At 72.7% G+C, this 26,753-nt stretch carries 21 protein-coding genes, 1 tRNA gene and 2 pseudogenes; 14 read left to right on the forward strand and 10 right to left on the reverse strand.

Annotated elements, in window-relative coordinates:
* A pseudogene (locus tag ACFWU6_RS07150) lies at positions 1–259 on the forward strand (IS701 family transposase); the annotation flags it as partial.
* A 10-nt stretch (positions 260–269) separates the two neighbouring features.
* Here ACFWU6_RS07150 and ACFWU6_RS07155 read toward each other — a convergent pair.
* Together ACFWU6_RS07155 and ACFWU6_RS07160 are read right to left on the reverse strand one after the other, a co-directional pair.
* Positions 270–926, reverse strand: a complete 657-nt coding sequence (locus tag ACFWU6_RS07155; RefSeq protein ID WP_383979078.1) for a YdcF family protein — start codon at positions 924–926, stop codon at positions 270–272.
* Positions 923–1,711: a GntR family transcriptional regulator gene (locus tag ACFWU6_RS07160; protein ID WP_383979081.1), complete on the reverse strand. Its 789-nt coding sequence runs from the start codon at positions 1,709–1,711 to the stop codon at positions 923–925. The genes ACFWU6_RS07155 and ACFWU6_RS07160 overlap by 4 nt, the downstream gene beginning before the upstream one ends.
* 486 nt (positions 1,712–2,197) lie before the next feature.
* On the opposite strand from ACFWU6_RS07160, the gene ACFWU6_RS07165 reads away from it, so the two are divergent.
* The 13 genes and pseudogenes from ACFWU6_RS07165 (at position 2,198) to ACFWU6_RS07225 (ending at position 13,795) form a co-directional block, all read left to right on the forward strand.
* Positions 2,198–2,470, forward strand: coding sequence for a DUF6284 family protein (locus tag ACFWU6_RS07165; protein WP_383979084.1), 273 nt, complete (start codon positions 2,198–2,200; stop codon positions 2,468–2,470).
* Positions 2,467–2,808 carry a hypothetical protein gene (locus ACFWU6_RS07170; RefSeq protein WP_383979087.1) on the forward strand — a complete coding sequence of 114 codons (342 nt, stop codon included), beginning with the start codon at positions 2,467–2,469 and terminating at the stop codon, positions 2,806–2,808. The genes ACFWU6_RS07165 and ACFWU6_RS07170 overlap by 4 nt, the downstream gene beginning before the upstream one ends.
* A complete protein-coding gene (locus ACFWU6_RS07175) occupies positions 2,805–3,803 on the forward strand; it encodes a DUF2637 domain-containing protein (RefSeq protein ID WP_383979090.1) in 999 nt (332 codons plus the stop codon). Before ACFWU6_RS07170 ends, ACFWU6_RS07175 begins: the two co-directional genes overlap by 4 nt.
* Positions 3,800–4,138, forward strand: a complete 339-nt coding sequence (locus tag ACFWU6_RS07180) for an RRQRL motif-containing zinc-binding protein (RefSeq protein WP_383979093.1) — start codon at positions 3,800–3,802, stop codon at positions 4,136–4,138. Before ACFWU6_RS07175 ends, ACFWU6_RS07180 begins: the two co-directional genes overlap by 4 nt.
* A gap of 30 nt (positions 4,139–4,168) precedes the next feature.
* Positions 4,169–4,624 (forward strand): protein kilB, encoded by a 456-nt coding sequence (locus ACFWU6_RS07185; protein WP_383979096.1) that lies wholly within the window; start codon positions 4,169–4,171, stop codon positions 4,622–4,624.
* Positions 4,625–4,702: 78 nt separating this feature from the next.
* Complete coding sequence (locus ACFWU6_RS07190; protein WP_383979099.1) at positions 4,703–6,385, forward strand: hypothetical protein; 1,683 nt, start codon at positions 4,703–4,705, stop codon at positions 6,383–6,385.
* Positions 6,385–8,508 carry a hypothetical protein gene (locus tag ACFWU6_RS07195; RefSeq protein WP_383979102.1) on the forward strand — a complete coding sequence of 708 codons (2,124 nt, stop codon included), beginning with the start codon at positions 6,385–6,387 and terminating at the stop codon, positions 8,506–8,508. The genes ACFWU6_RS07190 and ACFWU6_RS07195 overlap by 1 nt, the downstream gene beginning before the upstream one ends.
* Positions 8,509–8,730: 222 nt before the next feature.
* Positions 8,731–9,213, forward strand: a pseudogene (locus ACFWU6_RS07200) (hypothetical protein); the annotation flags it as partial.
* 266 nt (positions 9,214–9,479) lie between these two features.
* Complete coding sequence (locus ACFWU6_RS07205; RefSeq protein ID WP_383979105.1) at positions 9,480–10,382, forward strand: bifunctional DNA primase/polymerase; 903 nt, start codon at positions 9,480–9,482, stop codon at positions 10,380–10,382.
* Positions 10,379–10,738, forward strand: a complete 360-nt coding sequence (locus ACFWU6_RS07210; protein ID WP_383979107.1) for a hypothetical protein — start codon at positions 10,379–10,381, stop codon at positions 10,736–10,738. The genes ACFWU6_RS07205 and ACFWU6_RS07210 overlap by 4 nt, the downstream gene beginning before the upstream one ends.
* Positions 10,739–11,292: 554 nt before the next feature.
* Positions 11,293–11,874, forward strand: coding sequence for a DUF3631 domain-containing protein (locus ACFWU6_RS07215; protein WP_383979292.1), 582 nt, complete (start codon positions 11,293–11,295; stop codon positions 11,872–11,874).
* Positions 11,875–12,145: 271 nt separating this feature from the next.
* Positions 12,146–12,346, forward strand: a complete 201-nt coding sequence (locus ACFWU6_RS07220; protein ID WP_383979110.1) for a helix-turn-helix domain-containing protein — start codon at positions 12,146–12,148, stop codon at positions 12,344–12,346.
* Positions 12,347–12,409: 63 nt separating this feature from the next.
* Entirely contained in the window at positions 12,410–13,795 is a 1,386-nt protein-coding gene (locus ACFWU6_RS07225; RefSeq protein ID WP_383979113.1) for a tyrosine-type recombinase/integrase, read from the forward strand.
* Between the two features lie 48 nt (positions 13,796–13,843).
* Here ACFWU6_RS07225 and ACFWU6_RS07230 read toward each other — a convergent pair.
* The 8 genes from ACFWU6_RS07230 to ACFWU6_RS07265 all read right to left on the reverse strand — a co-directional run bounded on the left by ACFWU6_RS07230 (position 13,844) and on the right by ACFWU6_RS07265 (position 26,592).
* Positions 13,844–13,917: transfer RNA gene (locus ACFWU6_RS07230), tRNA-Thr, on the reverse strand.
* Between the two features lie 142 nt (positions 13,918–14,059).
* A complete protein-coding gene (locus ACFWU6_RS07235) occupies positions 14,060–15,655 on the reverse strand; it encodes an alpha/beta hydrolase (protein WP_383979116.1) in 1,596 nt (531 codons plus the stop codon).
* A 198-nt stretch (positions 15,656–15,853) separates the two neighbouring features.
* Positions 15,854–17,065, reverse strand: coding sequence for a DNA polymerase III subunit delta' (locus tag ACFWU6_RS07240; protein WP_383798259.1), 1,212 nt, complete (start codon positions 17,063–17,065; stop codon positions 15,854–15,856).
* 72 nt (positions 17,066–17,137) lie between these two features.
* Positions 17,138–20,518 carry a dTMP kinase gene (gene tmk / locus ACFWU6_RS07245; protein ID WP_383979119.1) on the reverse strand — a complete coding sequence of 1,127 codons (3,381 nt, stop codon included), beginning with the start codon at positions 20,516–20,518 and terminating at the stop codon, positions 17,138–17,140.
* A gap of 250 nt (positions 20,519–20,768) precedes the next feature.
* Complete coding sequence (gene topA, locus ACFWU6_RS07250; RefSeq protein WP_383979122.1) at positions 20,769–23,597, reverse strand: type I DNA topoisomerase; 2,829 nt, start codon at positions 23,595–23,597, stop codon at positions 20,769–20,771.
* A 268-nt stretch (positions 23,598–23,865) separates the two neighbouring features.
* The gene (locus ACFWU6_RS07255; RefSeq protein ID WP_383806052.1) at positions 23,866–24,063 is read right to left on the reverse strand and encodes a hypothetical protein; all 198 of its coding nucleotides are present in this window, start codon (positions 24,061–24,063) and stop codon (positions 23,866–23,868) included.
* Between the two features lie 113 nt (positions 24,064–24,176).
* On the reverse strand, positions 24,177–25,691 hold the full coding sequence (locus tag ACFWU6_RS07260) for a methyltransferase (RefSeq protein WP_383979125.1): 1,515 nt from the start codon (positions 25,689–25,691) through the stop codon (positions 24,177–24,179).
* A 334-nt stretch (positions 25,692–26,025) separates the two neighbouring features.
* Positions 26,026–26,592, reverse strand: a complete 567-nt coding sequence (locus ACFWU6_RS07265; protein WP_383806048.1) for a small secreted protein — start codon at positions 26,590–26,592, stop codon at positions 26,026–26,028.
* Positions 26,593–26,753 lie beyond the last annotated feature (161 nt).

The following is a 26,753-nucleotide window of genomic DNA, read 5'->3' on the forward strand; positions in this document are numbered from 1 at the left end:
ATTCGTGTCCTGGACCCGCTGGGTCACTCTGGCGATGCTCGCCCATGCCTTCCTCGCCGTCGTCCGGGCCGACGAACACGACCGGGCCGCCGACCTGATCCCGCTGTCCTGCAACGAAGTGCAGCGACTGTTCATCGCCATCGTCGTCCAGTCCGTCCACAACACCGCCCACCGTCTCGCCTGGTCCAACTGGCGACGTCGCCATCAGGCCCGATCCCAGACCAGCCACTACTGGCGACAAGCCGCAACGCAGACATGAAGATCACGATCTACAGCTGGAGTACTAGGAGACGACTAGTGAAGCCATCTCCGCAGAGGCGTTCATAAGCTGCCGAAACGGGGGGCGGAACGTCCTGGTCGATCAGGAACCCTTGCTGCGGGTAGATGAGCAGCCGATGTTGCGCGCCGACGAGCATGTCGAGGACCAGCCGGGGGTCCTGGATCGAGTCCACGTACTCCGCGAGCGTCATCGGCGCGGACGCGCTAACGATCTCCACCTCCGGCCATAGCTTGCGGGCCGTCGCAAAGGCCCGACGCTCCTCGTAGGGCTTGCTGACCAGCAGTACCGACTCGACGGGAACGCCCTTGCCCGCAAGCAGCGATCGGGAGAAGCGGATGTTTTCGCCCGTGTTCCGCGCCTGCGATTCCACCAGGATGGCGGAGTCAGGAACGCCTAGCTCCAGCGCTCGCGCGCGATAGTGCTCCGCCTCACCGCGGGGCATCCGCTCGCGGGTCGTCCGGCTGGTGGCTCCCGTGAAGACGATCAGCGGAGCCATGCCGCGCTGGTAGAGGGCGACCGTGACCTCAGCGACCCCCAGGTCATGGCTGCCAAGCCCGATGGCCACAGAGCATGGCCGCGGTTCATGGTGCATCTGCTGGAAGTCCCAAAGCTGCTCCGCGTCGGCCCAGTTCTGCGCAGAGATCACGGCGTTGCCTCCCGTGCAGAGTCGGGGACCTGGAAGTCGTACGCCCATGCGAAACGCGTGGCCGCATGCAGGCCGATGGCGAACTCGACCACGGTTCCGTCTGCCGTGTACGTCGTGCGGTGGAGCTCAACCACCCATTCACGGGGCGCCAGTTGGAGCTGCGACGCTTCGTCGGAGGTCGCGACCCGCGCGAACAGCTCCTCGCGCATATGGTCAATCTCGTACCCGGCGTCGTACAGGACCCGGAAGCCACCACCTCGGCCGGCCGGACCCGGACTCGGGTCAACGATCCGCGTTCCCTCGACATGCTCGGGTCGGTAGTAGCTGGTCAGGGTGTGCGTTGGCTGGTCACCTTCCTTCACGAGCCTAGCCCGCGCATACACCTCTGCGCCCTCGGGAAGCCCGTGCGCCGCAGCCACTAGTGGAGGCGCCGGCACGAGGCTGACGCTCTGCGTCTGCTCACCGCGTTTGTACGCGCGTCCCGACGCCACGCGGTCGGCGATGAACGCCACCTCGTCGCCGTCTCGCCACTTCGCCTTGTCGTACCGGGCGATGCCCAAGCGCTTCAACGGGGTCTGCTGCCGCACGACCGTTCCGTGGCCTCTCGACGAGGTCACCAGCCCCTCGGCTTCGAGCGCCTTGTACGCCGCGTGAACCGTGGATTTTGACCCCTCGCCCGCGTCCACCAGGTCGCGGATGTGAGGTAGCTGCTGGCCAGGGGCGTAGTCGCCCTGTCGGATCCGCTCGGCCAGCTTGTCCGCCAGCTCTCGCCACTTCGGTGCCACGCGAACTCCTCTCGATGAGTCCAGTCAAACACAGTCCCAGGACTGTTGACAGTCCTGGGACTGCGAGTCCATAGTCATCCACAGACGCCCGCAGTCCTGGGACAGCGGATCGGGGAGGGCCTTCTTCGGGCTGCTCCGGCGCCCGGAGAGCCCGTGAGACGGCTCGAAGGAAGCGACCGCCTGTTGAGAACTGAACAGTGGACCGAGGAATCCGTCCCCCTCCAAGAGGGCGGCGTACGTGGGTTCTGCCCCCACGTACGGCACAGCGCCACCCCCATCCACCGCGGCCTGCTGGGCCTCGGCCGGTTGCCTCTCCTGCACGTCCTGCGCCTCGGCGTTGTACGTGCGGGTTCGAGGGGAGCCGGAGGTACCGGACTCCGCCAATGCCTTCGTCCGACCTGACCTCACCCGCCAACGGCGTGCGGCCCCGGTGCTTGAACACCGGAGCCGCTATGAGCCGTCCACCTGCTAGGGAGAACACGACTCATGAAGCCCATCGCTGCACTTCAGAACATCGTTACCCCGTGGTCCGACGGTTTGGAGCCGTCGGACGCGGAGCTGGACGCGATCGAGTGGGAGCTGCCGCTGATCCTGGCGGACGTCAACCTGCTCGACGCGGAGATCGCCGTGCTGGACCGTGCGCCGTCCGAGCTGGACGAGCAGCGCATCCGCCGGGCCCGCCGACGGATGCTCGCCGTACGCAGGGACCTGACCAACCAGGCCACCGCCGCGGCGGGCATGACGGGCGGTGCCGCATGACCACCCCGATCCCTCTCTCCGCGATGGGCGCCCCGATGATGGCGCTGCGGATCTTCGCCGACGTCTACCGGCACCTGCCGGCCCCGACCGTGTCGATCTCCACCGTCTACCCCGACCTCCTGGAGCTGGCGCTCCACGACGACCTCGACGGGTTCGAGATCTGGTGTGAGGCTCTGGGGATCCCCTCCCGGACGGTGTCACACGGTGTTCAGGCCGGCGGCCGCACCCGCGTCCTGAAAGCCGAGACGACCTACTCCGGCGGGCGTGTACGCCTGATCGGCTACGCCAGGATCCCCGCCCCGGACGGGGAGCGTTCACGGGCGGAGGGCGTGTCGTGAACCGTGCCCAGATCCGTTCATCCGAGCGCGCGCTCTCCGTCGGGACGTGGCTGATCGTGGGCGGGGCGATGCTCTACTCCGTCCTCACCGTCACCCCCCTCATGGCCGCCCACACCCCCGCCGAGTGGCGGTGGACGGCCCCGATCCTGCCGCTCGTCGTGGACGCCGCGGTCGTCATCGTCGTCCGCCTGGACTCCGTCTTGGCCCGCCTGGGTGGGCATGGCGGGGCGTGGCCGGTGGCGCTGCGGTGGATGACCGGGACCATGACCCTGGCGCTGAACATCGGCGTATCCGCCCTGGCCGGAGACCTCGTCGGGGTCGCCGTGCACTCCGTGGCCCCGCTCCTCCTGATCGTCACCGCGGAAGCGGGCCTGGCCTACCGGCGGGCCCTGACCGCCGCCCTCCTGGCCGTAGAAGGCCGCCAGCAGGCCGAGCACGACGCACGGCAGCAGAAGGCCGCGGAGCGGGAAGAGAACCGGCTCCGTGCGGCGCGTGAACAGCGTGAGCACGAAGCGCAGGTTGCCCGTGAACAGCGTGAACACCAGGCCGCGCTGGCCCGGGAGGAAGCCGACCGGCAGGACCGCATCCGCCGCGAAGACGCCGAGCAGGCTGCGGCTGCCGAGCAGGCGGAGCGCGATGCCCGTGAACGCCGTGAACACGAGCGTGAACAGGCCGCCGCCGAGCTTGAACGCCTCAAGCGCCAGGCCGCCCAGAAGCGCGAGCTGGAGGCGCAGCAGCAGGCGGAGCGTGAACGCCGTGAACAGGTTCGCGAACAAGAGCGGATCGAGCGTGAACGCGCCGCCCTCCTCGCCGCCGGACCCCCGCCGACCAAGCTCCCGGAGGACCAGGCCCGCGCGACCGTAGCCGCTGCGTTCGCGGCCGGGGTCCCGGTCCGGGTGGCCGCGGAGCTGTCGGGCTGGTCGGTCGGCTGGGCTTCCGCCCGCTACCAAGAACAGCGCGATGCCATCGGGTCTGCTCCGGCGCTCGGCCGGTGAGCACGCTGCCGGTCTACCGGTGGCGCCTGGCCCCCGACGGCTTGGCCACGCGCCGTCAGCTCCGTGCCGCGGGGCTGCGGCCCGGCGGTCAGGACGTCGCCGCCCAGCTGGAGCGGCCCCGCCGGCGGCGCGGCCCGCTGGTCGCCTACCTGTACCGGGTTGACCTGGCCAAGCCGGTCCGGCCGATGACCCCTAACCGGTGGGCGGCTCTCGCCAAGGCGGATGCCGCCCGCCGCCGGTGCCCGGTCTGCCGGGATCACCTCCCATACGTGATCCCGGCCTCGCTCGGCATGTGCGTGGCCTGCCACGGCTACCCCGAACAACGCGCCGCCTGAACCTTCCGACTACTGCACAGGAGTTGCCTCGTGTGGCAGACCGTCATAGCCGTGGTGGGCACCCTCGCGGGTTCCCTCGTCACTGCCCTGCTCCAACGCCGGGCCTTACGCCTGCAAGCCGACATCACCCGCCAGGACAAGGCGACCGCTGACCGCCTCACCGCGGTCACCACGTTCGCCGCCGTCCTGGCCGACCACCGCCGGGCGATGTGGCTGCGGGAGCACCTGCGGCTGAACGCGGCCCCCGGCCAGCAGACCGCCGAAGCCCGCACCGCCAGCCACGCCACCCGCTCCGCGCTGACCGCCCCGCACCTCGCCGTCAGCCTCCTCCTCCCCACCCTCCAAGCCCCCGCGGGCCGGGCGGTGGAGGCGACCTACTCACTGCGCAACGCCGCCCACCTCGACCAGCTCACCACCCTGCGAGCCGAAGCCCTGACGGCGATGGACGCGTTCACCGACGCCGCCCGCACCGCACTGTCCGCCTGAAACGTCAGCAAGGGCCCGGCCGCATGCCTCCTACAGCGCCGGCCGGGCCCTCTTCTTCCCTGAAGGAGCACGTTCAGCATGACCGACACCATCACCGAACCGCAGGCACCACCCGAAGAATCCACCCCCACCCCAGCCCCGCAGCCCGCCGACACGGCGGCCGAGGGCAAGCAGGTGGAGCACACCGCGGGCGGATTCCCCGTCGTGCCGCTCTCCCTGTCCGGCACCAACACCGCCGCTGGCCTCTTCGCCACGGCCGCACTGGCCGGCGGCCCGATCGCCGCCGCGGTGGCAATGACCGGGGCCGCCGTCCTCGGCGTCGCCGCCGCCCACCAGCGCACCACCAAGGCCAAGAAGAAGACCCCGAACGGCAAGCCCACCCCGGCCGCCGGCCGTACGCCGAGCGGGAGCGGGGGGCGTGGCCTCTTGGGCCGGATCCCCTCCCAGCCGCGCAGCGGATCCCGCTCGGGCAGCCGGGGCGGTGCCGGATCCCGGCCGACGCCCGGCGGGCAGGCCCGGCAGCGGGCGGCCGGGGGTGCTGCAGGACTCCGGTCCGGATCCGGCGAGAAGGGCGGTAGGCCGTCGGTCCGGCAGCGCGCGGCCCACGCCGCGGCTGGTCTGGCTGGTGGGCGGGCGGGACAGGTGCAGGCGCTGCGCCAGCAGGCGAAGGCGCAGACCCCGACCCGGGCCGCGGCCCGTACGGCGGCGGTGCAGGCGCGTCGGCAGGTAGCCGACACCCGGCGGGCCGCGCAGGCCGCCACCCGCAACGCGGCCCCCGCCAAGCCCCGCACCGGATCCGACACCGACCGCCGCCGCGGCGGCGGGGCGGGCGGCGCCGAAACCGGGAAGCCCCGTGGTCCGGCGGCCCGCACGCTGGCCAAGGCCATGGGCAAGGCCGCAGCGGTCCGCGACCGGGCCATCGCCGCCGGGCGTTCGGCCCGGGACCTCAGTACGGGCCGGACGGTCGCCGCGGGCAAGCAGGGCGTTCGCGAGGCGGCGCACTGTAAGCGGATCGCGCACCTTAAAGCCCCTGCCCAGAAAGCCGCTCGGCGTGCCCTGCTCCGCTCCGCCGCCCGCTTTCAGGCCCGCCGCGCGGCCGCCGCTGTCCTCGGCGCTCTGCTCGGAGTGCTCGGGATGTTCACGACCCCGCTGGGGCGGAAACTGCGCTGGGCGTGGCTGATGAATCCCGGCCGGCGCCTCTACCGCTTCCTCGTCGGCCGCGCCCGCGCCGAGCGCGGCGACCGGGACGCGGACATCCGCAACGAGCTCGAAGACGACGAGCGGGCCGCCGTCGAGGAGGCGGACGCCGAACGCGACCAGGACACCGACGGCGACACCGTCGGGGACCAGGCCGCCCGTCCCACCACGCAGGTTCCCGCACCTCCCACCAGCCAAGGAGTACACGAGATGGACAGCATGTCCGGTTTCAGGTTCGAGGAGCTGGCCGCCGAGATGGAGCAGGCCGCGCAGTCCTACGAGCCGGAGAGCGCCATGGAGATCCTCGCCATGGTCGAAGGCCTGCCCGAGGCCCTGACCTCGATCGCGAACGTCATGCGGATCCTCGCCGAGCGCTCCGACTCCGAATTCCCGCTGGAAAAGCCCATCGCCGACGGCTTCTCCGACATCTACGGCGCCCTCACCGCAGCGACCGACGTCGCCGAGGACCTGGTGCCCGCGTTCCGGATGGTCCATGAAGCGGACATCGCCCGCCACGAGGACCCCCGCAACGGCCCCGACGCCGAGAAGGGATGGAACGTCTGATGACCACCACCAACACCGTCACCCACAACGGCCTCGCCCTCGACTGGGCCGCCGGACACGGCCCCATCACCGGCGCCCTCTCCGCCACCACCGGCGCCTACGCCGTCGCCACCGTCGGCACCCTCGCTCACATGCCCCCCACCTGGGCCCTCGCCATCGGCACCGTCGGCGCCCTCGGCCACACCGCGACCGGTCTCCGCCAGCGGCTCGCCGCCCGCACCATCAGCGCCCGGGCCGCGTCCTGGCTCCTCGGCTCGGGCTGGACGACGTGGGCGCTGGCCACGAATCCGCTCACGTGGACCGCGCTCGGCTCCCTCGCCGTCATCGGCGTCGGCATGGGCGCCGCCGCCCGCTCCGTCGGGTTGTACGAGGAAGCCCGCGAGCTGGTGGCAATCGAAGCCGCCGAGCGGCAGGTGGCCCGGGAGCTGTCCGCGGGGCGGCGGGCGATCGCCGCGGAGTGGGTGGACCGCATTGAGCGGGTGTGTGGGATCACGGTCCGGATGGTCGCGGTGGAGATGTGGCCGACCGGCGCCGGGTTCACCCTGGACGCCGAACTCCCGCCCGGCGGCGTCACCTACGCGAAGATCGCCTCCGAGTCGGCCCGCCTCTCGGCGGATGCCCGGCTGCCGCACGGCTGCACCGCCACCGCGTCCCGGGGCATCGACCAGGGCCGCGTCCTGGTGGACGTGACCACCGTCAACGTGCTGGAGCAGGAGATGCCCTACCCGTCCGACTACGGGCCCCTGTCTCTCCTGACCGGGATCCCGTGGGGCGTGCGGACCAACGCGGACGAGGTGCCCGTGTTCCTGCGCGAGCAGTGCGCGCTCCTCGTCGGCCCGACCGGCTCGGGCAAGACGAACATGGTCCACACCGTCATCGGCGGTTTCTCCCGCTGCACCGACGTCATCACCTGGGTCATCGACCTGAACGCCGGATCCGCCGGCCTCCCGTGGGTGCGCCCCGCGATGGAAGCGGCCGGCGACGGCGGGCAGGCGGTGCGGCCGGGGATCGACTGGCTCGCCTCCACCCATGAGGAAGCCCTCCTGATGCTGGACGCCGCGATCCGGGTGGCCAAGCACCGCAAGATCGCCTACCAGGACCTGATGGCGAAGGCCAACACGGACCTCCTGCCGGTCAGTCCGCACATCCCTCAGATCGAGATCGTCATCGACGAGGGCGCGGAGATCCTCGCCAGCGGCGACAAGCAGGCCAAGGTGCTGGCGAAGAAGATCCTGGAGGTCATCCGGATCGCCCGCGCCATGGCCGTCCGCACCGTGCTGACCGCCCTCGGTGCGACCGGGAACGTCCTCGGGGACCTGATGATCCGCCGGGAAGCGAAAGTGCGGGTCGCGCTGACCGGCGGGGAGACCGAGGGCATGGACCTGTCGAGGTGCTTCCCCGGCAGCCGTGGGCTCCGCGTCGACCAGGCCCCCTACAAGGGCGCCGGGTTCCTCGGCACCCCCGAATCGGGGGTCGGACTGTTCAAGTCGTGGCGGATCAAGCCCAACCAGATCCGTGACATCGTCCACGCCACCAGCGACCGCCACCCCTACCTCGACACCGTCTCCGCCAAAGCCGCCGGCCCGGACTACACCCGCCGCTGGGACCAGGCCCGCACCGCATGGATCACCGACACCGACCCCGACACCGCACCGGACACCAGCAGCACCAGCGTGACCGGCCCGACGCTCTCGGGCGGGGGGCTCAACCTCTCCGCGCACCGCACCGCCCCGGCGCCGGTCGTCGCGGATGAGGATGCGCTCGCCGAGCAGTTCCGGCGGGAGATCGACGCCCAGTTCGCCACCACCCCCGAACCCGGCACCCACACGGAGCCAGAGACGCCGGTGCGGCCGGGGCTCAACCTGTCCGCGCACCGCGCCGAGGACAACGCCGCCCAACAGGCCGCCCTCACCCTCCTGATCGCCGCGGGCCCCGCCGGGACCGGAGCGTCCGCGATCGCCCGCGACCTCGACCGGTACGGCACCACCCGCCAGACCGTCGCGGGATGGCTCAAGACGTGGGCCGAGGAAGGCGAAGCCGTCCGGGTCGGGACCGGCACCAAGACCCGCTACGTCCACCACAGCCACGCCCCCGAGACCCCCGAGGACCCCGCGGAGGACTGATCTTGTCGCTTGTCGCCCACCCCTGGCAGAAGCCTGCTCCCGGCCCCTCTGGGGGGTTGGAAACGGCTTGTGACCTGGGAGGCGACAAGCGACAAGACAAGAGAAGCGACAAGCCACACGACAAGCAGGCGACAAGCGACGCGACAAGCCGGATGACAAGCCCCGCGGCGACCACACCTAAACGTTCAAGGGTGGTCGCCGCGCTTACGAGGGAGCCCCGTCGTGCATGAACCCACCCGCACGAACACCACCCCCGCGACCCGCTACGGCGACCCGATCCTCTACCCCACCGCCGTCCAGCAGCCGCTCATGCTGCCCGCCGAACTCCCCCCGGGAGTCGAGCTGGTCACCCTCCCCGGCGGCTACCGCACCCTCGCCTACACCCACCCGGACGTCGCACCCGCGCCGGCCGTCGTGCAGCCGGTGCCCGCGTGGGCCAAGACGACGGCCCTGCTCGCTCCGACCGTGGGCGCCGGGATCGCCGCCGCCGGGTTCGGGATCTCCTACGCAGCCCCGGGACTGATCGCCATGACCGAAGCCCTCTGGGCCGCCATCGCCCTCATCGCCGCTGGCACCCTCGCCCCACTCCTCCTCCGCACCGCACGCGGATCGGCCGGGCGGGGAGCGGCGCCGGTGCAGCACGTGACGCAGAACATCAGCGCGTCCGGGATGTTCGGCCGCGCCACCGGAACCATCAACCACCGCTGGCCAAGGAGCCCCATGGACCGCCAGTCCGAGACGCTCACCGACCGGGTTGCCGACGCCGTCGCCCTGCTCGCCGGGAAGCGCACCGTCCGCTGCCCCGAGCCCGTATGCCGCGTCTCGATCCGCTACCGCGCCGTCACCCCCGCCGAGGCCAAGCGCCTCACCGAAGTCGCCACCGACCACACCCGCCACTGACACAACTAGGGCGGCCCCGTCTCGGCAAAGTCCGGGCCGCCCTCTTCCAGCTCTCACTGGAGGAATCCAACATGACCCATCAATCCGCATCCGCGCTGCTGACCGCCGCGCTCGATGCCGCCGCCCTCGGCTGGAGCGTCTTCCCGCTCCGCCCCGGACAGAAGCGGCCCGCCCTCCACGGCGTGGAGCACTGCCCCGCCCTGGGGGACTGCGCCGGCGGGCACCGCAAGTGGGAGGACCGCGCCACCAGCGACCCGGACCGGATCCGGCGCGCGTGGGACCGGCTCCCGTTCAACGTCGGCATCGCCACCGGCCCGTCCAACCTCGTCGTCGTGGACCTCGACGTGCCGAAGGGCAAGGGCGGTTCGGACGCGCCTGGCGGCGCGGACACCTTCAAGGCGCTCTGCGAGCGCGCTGGGCAGCCCATCCCGGTCACGCTCGCAGTACGAACGCCCACCGGCGGGTCCCACCTGTACTTCACCGCCCCGGCCGGAGTCCGGCTGGGGAACACGGCGGGCCTTCTCGGCAGGCTCATCGACACCCGTGCCTGGGGCGGCTACGTCGTCGCCCCCGGCAGCGTCACGGCGGCCGGAGCATACGAGGTCACCCACCCCGTAGCTCCAGAGCCGTTCCCCGCCTGGCTGTACGGGCTGCTGGCCCCCCGGCAGGCCCTGCGCACGCTCACCGGTCGCCCCGCCTCCTCCAAGACGGGCCGGTACGCGGCCGCGGCCTTGAACGCCGAGACCGCGTCGGTGGAGTCGGCCCCGGCCGGGGAGCGCAACGGAACCTTGCTACGGGCCGCCCGCGCTCTGGGGCGGTTCATCGCCGTCGGAGACCTTCCCCGCGATGTGGTGGAGGAGGCTCTTCAATGGGCAGGGGAGTCGGCCGGCCTGCCGTCCTCCGAGTGCAGCAGCACGATCCGCTCCGGTCTGAACTGGTCCATCGCCCGCAACGCGATGAGGCGGACGGCATGAACCAGCGTCCCCGCTCCTCCTTGAAGAGCCTCACCCTGGCTCCCACCGGCCCCAGCCCCGCCGGACCGGCCCCGGCCCCGGGTGGCGGTGGGGCGCTGAAGGTCGTCGCCGAAGGCGTCCCTTCATCCCTTCGCCCGAACCCCACCCCGGGGGACGGCCGGTACATCGTCGCCACCCTGCACATCTGCGCTCCGCGTGGCGCCGTCCCGACCGCCACCTCGAAATGCGAATGCGGAGGTCACGACCGCAGCGCGGTCGGCCGGCGCGCCGTCCTCGCCCTCATCCAGGCTCACGAAAACCACCGCTCCGTGTGCCCGCTGGGCCGCATCGCCACCCACCGGAGGAAGGCCGCATGACCACCGACACGCTCACCACTCCCGCGCCCGCGAGGGCCGTCACGGACGGGTCCGTGCTGCTGGACGAGGTGGAGGCCTTCCACCGGCGCTTCAACGTCTTCCCCACCGAAGCCGCGTACGTCGCCGTGGTCCTGTGGGACGCCCACGCGCACCTGCTGGACTGCTTCGACTCCACCCCGCGACTCGCGTTCCTCTCCCCCGAGCCCGGATCGGGGAAGTCCCGAGCGCTGGAGATCGTGGAGACCCTGGTCCCCCAGCCGCTCGTCGCCGCGAACGCCTCCGCCCCCGTCCTGTTCCGGGCCGTCTCCACCCTGGAGACCCGGCCCACGATCCTCTTCGACGAGGTCGACACGATCTTCGGCCCCAAGGCCGGAGACAACGAGCCCCTGCGCGGGTTCCTCAACGCGGGGCACCACCGGGGCGCCGGCATGTGGCGGTGTGTCGGGGACGGCACCAACCAGACTGTGCAGGAGTTCCCCAGCTTCTGCGTGGTCGCCATGGCCGGACTCGGCTCCCTCCCGGACACCGTCCTGACCCGGTCCGTCATCATCCGGATGCGCCGCCGAGCCCGTAACGAACGCGTCCAGCCCTTCCGCCGCCGCCTGCACGCCCCCGAGGGGCACGCGCTGCGCGACCGCCTCGCCGACTGGGCCGATAGCGTTCGCCACCTGGTCGACGGGGTGTTCCCGGAGATGCCCGACGAGGTCACCGACCGGCCGGCCGACGTGTGGGAGCCGCTCATCGCGGTTGCGGACGCCGCCGGAGGCGAGTGGCCCGAGCGTGCCCGGACCGCGTGCGCGCAGATCGTGGCCGCGTCCAAGCAGGACGACAAGGGCAGCATCGGCATCCGTCTGCTGACCGACCTCCGCGACCACGTCCTGAACGGGATCGAGCGGCTCCCCACCATCGCCGTCCTGGACCGCCTGTACGCGCTGGAGGAGGCGCCGTGGGCGGACATGGGCGGCAAGCCGCTGACCTCCCGGAGCCTCGCGAAGATGCTCCGGGAGTACATGACCGGGGACAACAAGCCGGTCGAGCCCCGCAACATCAAGAGCGGCGGCGCCGTCCTCAAGGGCTACTACGCGGCCGATCTCACCGACGCGTGGGCGAGGTACTGCCCTCCCCCCACCCCCTGAGAATCCGCTACTGCCGCTACCTCCGCTACCCCGCAGGTCACCGCCACTGCGGAGGTAGCGGCTAGCCCGAATTCATCCGCTACCTGATCAGCAACTCCCGCTACCGGACCGGACCGCGACGGCCGGTCCGGTCGCGCGTCTATCCGCTACCGCTACCCCATCCGCTACCACGATCAAGCCCCTGACCAGGGCGGTAGCGGAGGTAGCGGCAGTAGCGGATTTCTACAGGCGGGGCATCGCCCCGACACCCGATCGCCGTGGAGGCACTTCGATGAGCACCGCCGCCATGCCCGTCACCCCGGTCCTCTGCACGGTGGAGTTGGCCGCCGAGTTCCTTTCACTCGGCCGCTCCACGCTCTACGAGCTCATGGCCTCCGGAGAGCTGCCCTTCGTCAAGGTCGGCCGGGCCCGCCGCATCCGGATGACCGACATCGACGCGTTCGCCGCCCAACTTCCGCCGCAGTCCGTCTGATCACAGCGCAACCAACTGGCGGCCCCCGGACACCCGGGGGCCGCCTTCCGCATGGAGGAGCACATGAGTACCCGCAAGCCGAACATGGAGTCGTCCATCTACCTGGGCAGTGACGGGTGGTGGCACGGCCGCGTCACGATGGGCGTGAAGCAGGACGGCAGCCCGGACCGCCGGCACCGCCGGGGCCGGACCGAGTCCGTCGTCGCCAAGAAGGTCCGCGAGCTGGAGAAGCTGCGCGACGAGGGCCGGGCCACGAAGGCCGGACGGAAGCCGACCGTCGCGCAGTGGATGGACACATACCTGACCACGATCGCGAGCCTCAAGCTCAAGCCGCGGTCCCTGGATGACTACTGGTCGAAGACGCGCAACGACATCATCCCGGGCGTCGGGAAGCACCGGCTCGACAAGCTCGCTCCCGAGCATCTGGAAGTGATGTACGCGGCCATGCTGGAGGAAGGACACGCGCCCTCGCACGTGGTCAAGGTGCACCGGATCCTCTCCCGCGCGCTGAAAATCGCGCACCGTCGCCGGATCATCAGCGAGAACGTCGCGACATTGGTCGACCCGCCGTCCGTGGACGAGACCGAGGCGAACCCGTTCTCGCGGGAGGAGTCGAAGGCGTTCCTCGCCGCGGCCGCGAAGCGGCCGTCGTTCATGCGCTGGGCGATCGGCGTCGGCATGGGGTTCCGGCAGGGCGAAGCCCTGGGACTCCGCTGGCCCTATGTCGACCTGGAGCAGGGCCTGTTCCACCCCGCCTGGCAGCTCCAGCGCCTCACCTGGAAGCACGGCTGCAAGGACGCGCACACCTGCGGCGCCCGGCTCCACCGCTTCGACCCGTGCCCGCCCGACTGCCCGACGCACAAGGGCTACAAGCGCGGCTGCCCGCAGCCCTGCGCGAAGACCTGCCGCCGGCACGCCAGCTCCTGCCCCGAGCGGAAAGGCGGAGGCCTCGCGTTCACCCGGCCCAAGACGAAGAAGAGCCAGCAGCCCGTGCCGATCCCGCCGCCCTTCCTGCCGTACCTCGCGGCGCACAAGGCGAAGCAGGACGAGCAGCGCCAGGCCGCCGGAGAGCTGTGGGAGGAGTGCGGCGCCGTGTTCACCCGCTCCGACGGTCGGCCGCTGGACCCGCGGGCCGACTGGGCGGAGTTCAAGGAACTCCTCGACGAGGCGGGCATCAGCGACCGGCGCCAGCACGACGGGAGCCGTCACACGGCCGGCACGATCCTGAACGAGCTGGGGGTCGACATGCCCACCATCATGGAGATCCTCCGGCACACCCAGATCAGCCAGACGCGGCGGTACGTGAAGGGCCGCTCCGAGCTCTCCCGCGAGGCGATGCGGCGCATGGGAGAGGCGTTCATGCCGGGCCCCGATCCCGTGTCTGAGACCAGAACTGAGACCGAGAGCACCCGGGCCGCCCGCGCGCGGCGGCGGCGCAAGATCCGGTAAAAAGCAAAACCCCCAGGTCACGGCGAGTGAGTCCTGGGGGTTCTACAGAGCCGCCTTCGGGATTCGAACCCGAGACCTACGCATTACGAGTGCGTTGCTCTGGCCAACTGAGCTAAGGCGGCACCGCTGGTCAGACAAGTATTCCCTCGAAGAGGTGCTCTCATCAGCAGCGGCGCCAAGTCTACAGGGTGTCGACGGGTGCCCAGGACCAGGTTGTGGTGAGGGGCGCCGGGGTCCCGGCGGTGCGGGTCCGGGCCGCCGGGGTCAGCACTTCTTGCCCTCCTCGGGAGCCTTGCCCTCCAGCAGGTAGCGGTTGATCGAGGTGTCGACGCAGTCGCTGCCGCGCCCGTACGCCGTGTGGCCGTCGCCGTCGTAGGTCAGCAGGGTGCCCGATTCGAGCTGGCCGGCCAGGGCCTGGGCCCACTTGTACGGGGTCGCCGGGTCCCGCGTCGTGCCCACCACCACGATCGGCGGGGCGCCCTTCGCCGTCAGCTTCCGTGCCGTCCCCGTCGCCTTCACCGACCAGTACGTGCAGTTGAGCGAGGCCCAGGCCAGCCCCGCGCCGAAGACCGGGGAGGCCTTCTCGAAGGACGGCAGGGCCGCGTCCACCGCCTCCGGGCCGCTGAAGGCCGGCGGCTGGTCCAGGCAGTTGACGGCGGCGTTGGCGAACATCAGGTTGGCGTAGGTGCCGTCCGGTTCGCGCTCGTAGTAGCTGTCGGCGAGCGCCAGCAGCGAGGCGCCGTCGCCGTTCATGGCCGCCCCGAGCGCCTCGCGCAGTTGCGGCCAGGCCGCCTCGTCGTAGAGCGCGGCGATCACGCCGGTCGTCGCGAGGGCCTCGCCGAGCGGGCGGGTGGCCTCGCCGCTCGGTACCGGCCGGGCGTCGAGCTTCGCGAAGAATTCCTTCAGGCGCGTCGCCACCTGCTCCGGGCTGCCCGTGCCGAGCGGGCAGTCGGGCTGTTCCGCGCAGTCCTTCGCGAAGGAGGTGAAGGCCGTCTCGAAGCCGGCCGTCTGGTCCCGGTTGAGGTCCAGCGCCGGGCGCGAGGGGTCCATCGCCCCGTCCAGGACCAGTCGGCCGACGCGGTCCGGGAAGAGGTCGGCGTACGTCGCGCCGAGGAAGGTGCCGTAGGAGGCTCCGACGTACGTGAGCTTCTCGTCGCCCAGCACCGCGCGCAGCAGGTCCATGTCGCGGGCGGCCTCCACGGTGGAGACGTGCGGCAGGACGCGCTGCGAGCGCGCCTGGCAGGCGGCCGCGAACTTCTTGAACGCGGCCACCAGCCCGGCGCGCTCCGCGGCGTCGTCCGGGGTCTGGTCGACCTGGGTGAACGTGTCCATGGCAGGTCCGGTCAGGCACTCGACGGGAGTGCTGCGGTCCACCCCGCGCGGGTCGAAGGAGACCATGTCGTACTGGGCGCGGACCGGGGCGGGGTACCCGATGCCCGCGTAGGCCTGGAGGTAGCCGATGCCAGAGCCGCCGGGCCCGCCGGGGTTGACCACCAGCGAGCCGAGCCGCTTGCCGGGGCCGGTGGCCTTGCGCCGGGCCACCGCGATGTCGACGTCCTGGCCGGAGCCCGGGGACGCGTAGTCCAGCGGGGCCTTCATGGTGGAGCACTGGAAGCCGGGGACACCGCAGTCGCGCCAGGTCAGCTTCTGCTCGTAGTACGGGCGCAGCGCGACGGGGTCCGGGGAGGCCTGCGCCTGTGCACCGGTCGTGGACGGCGTACCGGAGCCCGCGGGCGTGGACGATCCGGGGGACGCGGACGCCTTTGGTTGCCCCGGCCCGCCGGAGGTGCACCCGGAGAGCAGCAGCCCGGCGGCTGCGATCACGGTCCCGGTCGTACGCAGCAGGCGGGTGGTGTCCATCCTCGGAGCCTAAGGCCTGCCGCCCGGGCCCCGATGGCGGCTGTGCCCCCGGACGGCCGCGCGCCTTCCGTGGCCCGCGCCGGGCACGGCACGGACCGGGGCCGTCCCGCTCCCGGCGGCGGACCGCCCGTACGGGTGAGCCGGTCAACGGAGCGCCCGGACGCCACCCGGCGGAGCGGAGCGGAGGGGAGGGGCGGGTCAGCCCGCGCGCAGCGACATCGTCATCGCCTCGACGGCGAGGAGCGGGGCCACATTGCGGTCGAGGGCGTCCCGGCAGGCGATGATCGCCTCGATCCGGCGCAATGTGCGCTCGGGCCCCGACGCGCGGGCGATCCGGTCGAGGTCCGGCCGTATGTCCTCATTGGCGATGGCCAGGGCCGATCCGAGCTGGAGGGCCAGCACGTCCCGGTAGAAGCCGGTCAGGTCGGTCAGCGCCAGGTCCAGGCTGTCGCGCTGGGTACGCGTACGCCGGCGCTTCTGCCGGTCCTCCAGCTCCTTCATCACCCCGGCCGTGCCGCGCGGCATCCGGCTCCCGGCGCCCGCGCCCGCCCCGAGCGCGGCGCGCAGCTCCTCGGTCTCCTTGCCGTCGACCTCCTCCGCGACCTGCTTGGCGTCCTCGGCGGCGGCGTCGACCAGCTCCTGCGCGGCCTTCAGGCAGCCGCCCACGTCCTCGACGCGCAGCGGGAGCTTCAGTACGGAGGCCCGGCGGCTCCGCGCCGCCTCGTCGGTGGCCAGCCGGCGGGCCCGGCCGATGTGCCCCTGGGTGGCGCGGGCGGCGACCGCGGCGACGGCGGGCTCGATGCCGTCGCGCCGGACCAGCACCTCGGCGACCGCATCGACGGACGGGGTGCGCAGGGTGAGGTGCCGGCAGCGGGAGCGGATCGTGGGCAGCACGTCCTCCAGCGAGGGCGCGCAGAGCAGCCACACGGTCCGCGGGGCGGGCTCCTCCACGGCCTTGAGCAGGACGTTGCCCGCGCCCTCGGTGAGCCGGTCGGCGTCCTCCAGGACGATGACCTGCCAGCGGCCGACGGCCGGGGAGAGCTGTGCCCGGCGGACCAGGTCGCGGGTCTCCTTCACGCCGATGGAGAGCAGGTCGGTACGGACGATCTCCACATCGGAGTGCGTGCCGATCACGGTGGTGTGGCAGCCGTCGCAGAAACCGCAGCCCGGCTCGCCGCCGAGGGCGCGGTCGGGGCTGGTGCACTGCAGGGCGGCGGCGAAGGCCCGGGCGGCGGTGGACCGCCCGGAGCCGGGAGGGCCGGTGAACAGCCAGGCGTGGGTCATCCTGGACCCGTCGGGCGGCGCGGCCCGCTCCGTGACGGCCGTGACCAGGGCGTCGGCGTCACGGGCGGCGGCGGCCAGCTGCGTCTGGACCCGCTCCTGTCCCACCAGGTCGTCCCATACGGGCATCCCGCCCACCGCCTTTCGCTCTCCGTGCACCCATTGTGGCGCGCGCCACCGACATTCCCGCCCGGCAGCCGGTCAGCGGCTGCGCCGCGGGCCCCGCCCCTCGTCCTCGTCGTCCCCGGCGTCCCGGCGGCGTCCCAGCAGTTCGTCCGCCAGCGACGGCAGGTCGTCCAGGGGGGTCTCCTCGGCCCAGTCCGAGCGCCGTCGGCGCGGACCGGCCTCCTCGCCGACGACCGGGAGCTCACGCGTGCGGTCGTTGTCCGAGTCCCGGAAGATGCCGGGCGGCACCCGGTCGGCCGGGTTCTCGGGCGGACGCTGCGCCGTCGGGCGCGACGCGGACCGGGCCGGTCCGGAGGCCGCGGCCTGCGGGCCGCCGCCACGGGGGTCCCGGCCGTCTTGGCCGGCCTGACCGCCTTGGCCGGCCTGACCGTCCCGGCGGGCCTGGCCGCCTTGGCCCGTGCTGCCGTCCCGGGCCGGCTGCCCGTCCCGGTCCGACGGCGCATCAGCCGGAAGTACGGGCGGCAGCACGGCCGTCTCGTCGGTCGCGCGGACCGGAGGCAGCACCGCCGTCTCGTCGATCGCGCGGACCGGAGGCAGCACCGCCGTCTCATCGGCGTTCGGGTTCACCTTGGGGACCGGGACCGTCTGGGTGACGTCGTCCGGCCGGACGACCCGCTTCACCAGGGGCGTCTCCACCGTCACCGCGTCGTCCGGGTGCCGCGACTCCGTCCGCGCAGTGCGCGGATCGGCGGCCGGCCGAGCCGTAGCGGGCGGAGCCGCAGCCGGCGGCGCGGCCGCGGGCTGGGCCGGTGCGGGCCGGGCCGCCGCGGACGCAGCCGCCGACGCCGCCGCGGCGGCTGCCGCCTGCGCCGCCTGCTCGGCCGCCGCGGCCGCCGCCAGGCGACGCGCCTCCTCCGCCTTCAGCAGCGCCTCCTCGGCGCGTCGCTGCTTCTCCCGTCGCCGCTCATCGGCCTCGGCCCGCAGCCGGGCCTCCTCCGCCGCCTGCAGCCGGAGCCGCTCCGCCTCCGCCGCGCGGGCCCTCTCCTCGGCCTCCACGCGCAGCCGCTCGGCCTCGGCCCGGGCGCGGGCCTCCTCCTCGGCGCGCAGCCGGGCCTCCTCCGCCAGCCGGGCGGCCTCGGCTTCCGCCTTGATCCGGGCGGCCTCGGCCTCGCGTGCCGTGCGGGCCTCCTCCTCCGCCCGCAGCCGCTCCTCCTCCGCCTTGCGCGCGGCCTCGGCCTCGGCCCTGCGCCGGGCCTCCTCCTCGGCGAGGCGCCGCGCCTCAGCCTGGGCGGCCACCTCGGCCTCGGACAGCGGCAGCATCCGGTCCAGACGGTGGCGTACGACGGTGGTCACCGAGTCCGGGTCCTGACCCGCGTCCACCACCAGGTACCGCCCGGGATCGGCAGCGGCCAGCGTGAGGAACCCGGACCGCACCCGCTGGTGGAACTCCGCCGGCTCCGACTCCAGCCGGTCCGGCGCCTCCGTGAAGCGCTCCCGCGCCGCCTCCGGCGAGACGTCGAGCAGCACGGTCAGGTTCGGTACGAGCCCGCTGGTGGCCCAGCGGGAGATCCGGGCGATCTCGGTCGGGGACAGGTCGCGGCCAGCGCCCTGGTAGGCCACCGAGGAGTCGATGTAGCGGTCCGTGATGACGACCGCGCCGCGCTCCAGGGCGGGCCGCACCACGGTGTCCACGTGCTCCGCCCGGTCGGCGGCGTAGAGCAGGGCCTCGGCCCGGTTCGACAGCCCGGCCGAGGACACGTCGAGCAGGATCGAGCGGAGCCGCTTGCCGACCGGGGTGGCCCCCGGCTCACGGGTCACGACGACCTCGTGCCCCTTGCTCCGTATCCAGTCGGCCAGCGCCTCGACCTGGGTGGACTTGCCGGCCCCGTCACCGCCCTCCAGGGCGATGAAGAATCCGGCGTCGGAGGCGGTCTGCACCGGCTCGCCGCCGCGCAGCGCCTCCCGCAGGTCGCGCCGCAGGGGGACTCCGCTGCGGTCGTCGGCCTTGGCCAGGACCAGTACGGCGACCGGCAGCAGCAGGGCTCCGACCAGCATGAGGGTGAAGGCGGCTCCGCCGTGGGAGAAGACCACCTCGCCGCCGGTCAGCCGGTGCGGGCCGATCGCCGCGGCCAGGGCCGGGGCGGCGACGGCGCCGACGGCCACGGCCACCCGGACGGCCGCCTGGAGGTGCTCGGTGACCCGGGCCCGGCGGAATTCCTCGGTCTCCTGGTCCAGCAGGGTGTGCCCGGTGTTGGCCGCCACGCCCGCGGCGGTGCCGGCGAGGAGCGACAGGAACAGGACGGTGGTCGTGTCCGGCACCAGGCCGGCCAGCAGCAGCGCGAGGCCGGTCACCGCTATGGCCAGGGCCAGCATGCGGCGCCGGGACAGCGCCGGGAGCACCTTGCCGGCCTGGGAGGCGCGGATGCCGACGGCGGTGCCGCCGACCAGCGCCAGGACGAACAGCGCGAACGCGGCCGGGCCGCCGCCCAGGTCGAAGGCGTGCAGCACGGCCACGGCGGCGGCGCAGGACACCGCTCCGGCGACCGCCGCGCACGCCAGCACCAGCAGGGGGAGGGCGCCCGTACGGCCCTTGTCGCGCCGGTCGCCCGACTTCGGGGCCCGCAGGCCCTCGAGCGGGGAGCGCGGGCGCGGGGTCTTCGTGTCCGGCAGGACCAGCGGGAGCAGCAGCGAGACCGAGGCCGCGAAGAGGCCGGAGGCCACGTACGAGCCGAGGGCGGCCTGGTTGTCGGCGAACCAGTCGATGCCCAGGCCCAGGGCCTTGCCGACCAGGGTCGCGGCGAGCAGCACGGCGGCGGCGACGGGCAGCGCGGCGAAGGAGGTCCGCAGGGTCAGCCGCCGCAGGGCGTCCAGGTGGTCCGGGAGCGGCCGTACGGTCGCCCCCTCGGGCGGTGGCGCGGGCAGCAGCGCGGGGGCCGCGCTCTCCTTGGCCAGGGTCCACAGCCGCTCGGCGGCCCCGGACACGAAGACGGTCGCCAGCAGCGCGGTGAGCGCGTGGTCCGGGAGCCAGTCGAGCCACAGCGGGGCGACGACGAAGAGCCCCAGGCGGACCCCGTCGGCGCCGATCATCGTCCAGCGGCGGTCGAGCTTGCCGCCGGGGGCGTTGAGCCCGGCCAGCGGTCCGAGCAGGACCGCGCCGAAGAGCAGGGTGGCAAGGATGCGCACGCCGAAGACGGCGGCGACGGCGAGGGCCGCTCCCCGGTAGCCGCCGCCGAAGGACCCTTCGGAGACGGCCGCCTGAAGGGCCAGCAGCACCAGCACCAGCAGGGCGAGGGCGTCACCGACGCCGCTCACCAGCTGGGCGCTCCACAGGCGGCGCAGTCTGGGGGTGCGCAGCAGTGCGCGCACCGCTCGCTCGCGGGAATCCGCGGCCAGGGCTTCGTCGTAGGTGGGGTTCGCGGGGGCGGTCACGACCGTCGGCTGCTCGGCTCGCGTCATCCGCCCAGCCTATCCGCTGCGCATGGCGGGTGCGGAGGCCTGTGGACGAGCTCCCGCTGTGACCCCGCCCGCACCGCGCCGCCGCCGCGCCCCGGCCGTACGGAAACCCCTCCCGGGGTGGCGCGAGGGGCCCCGCGCCACGGCGCGGGGCCCCTCGTACGTGCGTGCCGTCAGCCGCTCCCGGCCGATTCGCCGACCGGCCGTCCGCCGAAGCGGTCGCCGGCCAGTCGTCCGCCGAAGCGGTCGCCGGCTAGTCGTCCGCCGAAGCGGTCGCCGCCTTCTTCGCCACCGTCTTCTTCGCCGTGGTCTTCTTGGCCGCCACCGTCTTCTTCGCGGCAGCGGTCTTGGTCGCCGCCGCCTTCTTGGCGGGGGCCTTCTTCGCCGGGGCCTTCTTGGCGGGGGCCTTCTTGGCGGGGGCCTTCTTGGCCGTCTTCTTGGCCGGTCCCTTGGCCCGCTTCTCCGCGAGGAGCTCGTAGCCCCGCTCCGGCGTGATCGTCTCGACGTCGTCGTCCCGCCGCAGCGTCGCGTTCGTCTCGCCGTCCGTCACGTACGGCCCGAAGCGGCCGTCCTTGACCACCACCGGCTTCTCGCTCACCGGGTCCGTGCCCAGCTCCTTCAGCGGCGGCTTGGCCGCGGCCCGGCCCCGCTGCTTCGGCTGGGCGTAGATGGCCAGGGCCTCGTCCAGGGTGATCGAGAAGAGCTGGTCCTCGGTCTCCAGCGAACGCGAGTCCGTGCCCTTCTTCAGGTACGGGCCGTAGCGGCCGTTCTGGGCCGTGATCTCCACGCCCTCCGCGTCCGCGCCGACCACGCGCGGCAGCGACATCAGCTTCAGCGCGTCGTCCAGCGTGACCGTGTCCAGGCTCATCGACTGGAAGAGCGAGGCCGTCCGCGGCTTGACCGCGTTCTTGCCGGTCTTGGGGGTGCCCTCGGGGAGGATCTCCGTCACGTACGGGCCGTAGCGGCCGTCCTTGGCGACGATCTCGTTCCCGCTGACCGGGTCCTTGCCGAGCTCGAATTCACCGCTCGGCTTCGCGAACAGCTCCTCCGCGTACTCCGTGGTCAGCTCGTCCGGAGCCATGTCCTCCGGTACGTCGGCCCGCTGGTGGCCCTCCGCGTCCTTCTCGCCCCGCTCCACGTACGGCCCGTAGCGGCCGACTCGCAGCACGATCCCGTCGCCGACGGGGAAGGAGGAGATCTCCCGGGCGTCGATCGCGCCCAGGTCCGTGACCAGCTCCTTCAGGCCGCCGAGGTGGTCGCCTTCCGCCGGTACGACCTCGGAGGCGTCCTCCGCGCCGAAGTAGAAGCGCTTCAGCCACGGCACGGACTGGGCCTCGCCCCGCGCGATGCGGTCGAGGTCGTCCTCCATCTTCGCCGTGAAGTCGTAGTCGACGAGCCGCCCGAAGTGCGTCTCCAGGAGGTTCACCACGGCGAACGACAGGAAGGACGGCACGAGCGCCGTGCCCTTCTTGAAGACGTATCCGCGGTCCAGGATGGTCCCGATGATCGAGGCGTAGGTCGACGGGCGGCCGATCTCGCGCTCTTCGAGCTCCTTGACCAGCGAGGCCTCGGTGTAGCGGGCCGGCGGCTTGGTCGAGTGCCCGTCCGCCGTGATCTCCTCGGCGCCGAGCGCGTCGCCCTCGGCGACCTGCGGCAGCCGCTTCTCGCGGTCGTCGAGCTCGGCGTTCGGGTCGTCCGCGCCCTCGACGTACGCCTTCATGAAGCCGTGGAAGGTGATCGTCTTGCCGGATGCGCTGAATTCCGCGTCCCGGCCGTCGGAGGCCCGCCCGCCGATCTTCACGGTGACCGAGTTGCCGACCGCGTCCTTCATCTGAGAGGCGACGGTCCGCTTCCAGATCAGCTCGTACAGGCGGAACTGGTCGCCGGTCAGGCCCGTCTCGGCCGGAGTGCGGAAACGGTCACCCGAGGGACGGATCGCCTCGTGCGCCTCCTGGGCGTTCTTGACCTTGCCCGCGTAGACGCGCGGCTTCTCCGGCAGGTAGTCGGCCCCGTAGAGCTGCGTGACCTGCACCCGGGCCGCCGTCACCGCGGTGTCGGAGAGGGTCGTGGAGTCCGTACGCATGTAGGTGATGAAGCCGTTCTCGTACAGCTTCTGAGCCACCTGCATGGTCGCCTTCGCACCGAAGCCCAGCTTGCGCGAGGCCTCCTGCTGGAGCGTCGTCGTACGGAACGGGGCGTAGGGGGAGCGCCGGTACGGCTTGGAGTCGACCGAGCGGACGGCGAACGAAGCGCCCTCCAGCGCGGCGGCCAGCGCCCGGGCGTTCGCCTCGTCGAGGTGCAGCACCTCGCTCTTGAGCGTGCCGGTCGACCCGAAGTCGCGGCCCTGGGCGACGCGCCTGCCGTCGACCGTGTTCAGGCGGGCGACCAGCGTCGAGGGGTCGGAGGCGTCACCGGCGCGACCGGTGGAGAAGGTGCCGGTCAGGTCCCAGTACTCGGCGGAGCGGAAGGCGATGCGCTCGCGCTCCTTCTCGACGACCATGCGGGTGGCCACCGACTGCACGCGGCCCGCCGACAGCTTCGGCATGACCTTCTTCCACAGGACCGGCGAGACCTCGTAGCCGTAGAGGCGGTCGAGGATGCGGCGGGTCTCCTGGGCGTCGACCATGCGCTGGTTGAGCTCGCGCGGGTTGGCGACGGCGTCGCGGATCGCGTCCTTGGTGATCTCGTGGAAGACCATCCGGTGGACGGGCACCTTGGGCTTGAGGACTTCCTGCAGGTGCCACGCGATGGCTTCGCCCTCGCGGTCCTCATCGGTGGCGAGGAAGAGTTCGTCGGACTCGGCCAGCAGGTCCTTGAGCTTGCGGACCTGCGCCTTCTTGTCCGCGTTGACGACGTAGATCGGCTGGAAGTCGTGCTCGACGTCCACGCCGAGGCGGCGGACCTCGCCGGTGTACTTGTCGGGAACCTCGGCCGCGCCGCTCGGGAGGTCGCGGATGTGCCCGACGCTCGCCTCGACGACGTATCCGGGACCGAGGTAGCCCTTGATCGTCTTCGCCTTGGCAGGGGACTCGACGATGACGAGTCGGCGGCCGCCCTTTGCGGTCTCGCTAGTCGGGGACAACTTGGCTCTTCTCTCCGGTCGGCACACGGTCGCAGTACGGCGACGCTGCGGAGTGTGACGGTACAACCCGCACCCGTGTCAAACGGCACAAGCCCGCAACGGCCACTCGAACGGTAACCCGACAAGTGCCGTTTCTGCCGCCCGGATGCCGCGCCGGACCGTTACCGGTCACCGGCCCGGGTGCCCCGGGGGCCGTCCGGCCCCGCTCCCGCACCCCCTGTGACGTCTGCGTTTCGCCTCCGGGTACGCAGCGCCCGGCGCCCTCCCGTCAGAGGTGCGCGAGGCACCAGGCGCCGAGCGCCAGGGACACCGCGCCGGCGAGCAGGGCCACCGGTACGGCCACGACGGGGCGCACGCCCTCGGCCACCGGAGCACCGTGCAGGGCGCGCGCCCCGGTCCAGACCAGCAGAGCGGCTCCGAACAGCAGGAACACGATCGCCGCGAAGATCGCCGGACCGTTTTCCATGCTGTTCCCCTCACCCCCGAGCCGCTCCCGGAATCCCCCCGGATCCCGCTGCGCAGGAGCCTGCCAGCCGTGGGGGTACGGCGGGCGAACCGGGGGTTACATCCCGGCGCCGGCTATTGCGCAGGGCCCTTCGCCGGCTCCAGGAAGCCCTGCTCGACCAGCATCCGGATGGCCTCCGGAGTGCGGTCCCGCAGCACGACCGGGTCCTCCTGGACGAGCTGCGCGATCGCGTCGAGGATGCGTCCGGCGCTGAGTGAGCCGTCACACACTCCGGCGAAGCCCGCACCGACGGTGTCGACCTTGGTGGCGCGCCGCATCCCGCGGTTCTGCCGCAGCACCACGTGCTCCGGGTCCTCCGCCCCGGGCGCGCCGACCTGCTCCTGCACGACCTCCGCGGCGAGCAGGAAGTACCCCTCCAGGATCGCCGCGTCGTCGTGCTCCCGCAGGTAGTCCTGGCGGGCGAAGTGGGCCAGGACCGCGTCGCCGAGCGGCTGTTCGACCGTGTGCGGCCACTCCTCGACCACGATCGAGGGCTCGGGCGCGTCCGACCGGCGCAGGGTGATCCAGCCGAAGCCGACGGCCTTGGTCCCGCGCTTCTCGAACTCGTCCAGCCAGTCCTCGTAGCGCCGCTCGTACTCGGCCGGATCGCTGCGGTGGTCGCCCGCGTCGCGCAGCCACAGCTCCGCGTACTGCGTCACGTCCTGCACGTCGCGCTGCACGATCCACGCGTCGCAGCCGCGCGGCACCCAGGAACGCACCCGGTCGTGCCAGTCCTCGCCCTCCACGTGCTGCCAGTTGCCGAGGAACTGCGCGTACCCGCCCGGGTTCAGCCGCGCCCCGGCCTCCTGGACCAGGGTCCGGCACAGGTCGTCGCCGCCCATGCCGCCGTCCCGGTAGATCAGGCGCGCGCCCGGTGAGATCACGAACGGCGGATTCGACACGATCAGGTCGTACGTGGCCTCGCCGACCGGCTCGTAGAGGGACCCGGCGAGCAGCTCCGCCTCCGGGGCACCGGACAGCGCCAGTGTCAGACGGGTGAACTCCAGGGCCCGGGGGTTGACGTCGGTCGCCGTGACCCGGGTCGCGTGCCGGGCGGCGTGCAGGGCCTGGATGCCCGAACCGGTACCGACGTCGAGGGCGGAGCCGACCGGGACCCGGACGGTGATCCCGGCCAGCGTGGTGGACGCGCCCCCGACACCGAGGACCACGCCCTCCTCGCGGCTGCCGATCCCGCCGGCTCCGCCGACGGCGCAGCCCAGGTCGGAGACGATGAACCAGTCCTCGCCGTCGGGGCCTCCGTACGGGCGCACGTCGACGGTGGCGTACACCTCCTCGCCCTCGCGCCGCAGCCAGCCGTCGGCGAGCGCCGCCTCGACGGGCAGCGCGGCCGCGGCGTGCGCGTACGGCACGGACCGCTGGAGCAGGAACAGCCGGACCAGGCCGGCGAGCGGGCCGTCGCCGCCGCTGCGGGTGGCTCGCAGGGCCGGGATCGTCTCGCTGCGGGCCAGCGCGGCGTAGGCGGGGGCGCCGAGCAGATCGAGCAGGCCGTCGGCGGTGAAGCCGGCGGCGAGCAGGGCGGTGCGCAGCTCGGCGGCGTGCTCGGGCGAGGGGAGGCTGGTGGTACTCACCCGCCCATTGTGGCCGCTGGGGCCGTCGATCCGTGCGCTGCGCGTACGTCGGCGTGGGCGCCGCCGCCAAACGCCGCCCAACGGCGGCGTACGTCGACGTACGCCGCCATACGAAGCGATCCGCCACAGCGAACGCCCGCAGCGGATCGCCGCCCGGGCACGGCCGCGGGCCGGGGGCGGGGGCGGGTCGGGCACGCGTCGGGCCCCCGGCCGGGCATGCGCCAGGGCGGCCGCGGCCCCCTCCGGGGCCCCGGCCGCCCTGTCGGCGTACCGCTCGGGGAGCCGTACGCCGGACCGTCAGCGGGGCGGCGCGAGCCCGCGGCTCACGACGCCGTCACTTGGCCGACGGGGACGGCGCCGCGACCTGGCAGCCCTTCTGGGCGTTCATCGCCTTGTCCAGACCGCCCGCGTTGAGCTGCGCGAGGGCGTCCTTGCCCCCCTTGGTCGCCTCCTCCAGGCCGCCCGCCAGGGTCTTGAGGCCCTCGGCGAACTTCGTCTGGTCCTTGGCGTCCAGGGCGTCCATCTGGGCCTTCAGGTCGGCGTAGCCCTTCGCGGTCGACTCGAAGCCCTTGACCGCGGCGGCCTGGGTCGCCTGCCCGTCCTTGACCGGCGGAACTCCCGCCTCCGTCAGGGCCGTCCCCATCGTCTTGTACGACTCGGACATGGTCCCGAAGGCCGCCGAATCGGTCGTCTGAACTTCCTCTGGCTTACTGCTCTCCGTCGCCACGCGCTTGATCTCGGCGTTGGCCGTCTCGATCTTCTTGAGTTCGGGCTGCCACTGGTCGCAGACCTTCTTGGCCCAGGCGTCGGCCTTCTTGTCGCCGTCGTCCCCGCCGCAGCCGGACAGGACGAGCATCAGCACCGCACCGCCCGACAACGCGGCCGCAAGCTTCTTGTTCACCGGATTGGTCCCTTCGAAGGCTCTCGGCCCGGAAGATACACGCCAGCCATCCGGGGAAGCACAAAGGCGGACGGACGGCGCGTCAGTCCGCGCCGCCCGTCCGCCGTTCGGGCGTAGGGCCGACCCCGGCCGGCCCCGCCCGTCATACCGTCGTGCCGTCG

This window comes from Streptomyces sp. NPDC058674 (assembly GCF_042716505.1).
Classification (GTDB): Bacteria; Actinomycetota; Actinomycetes; order Streptomycetales; family Streptomycetaceae; genus Streptomyces.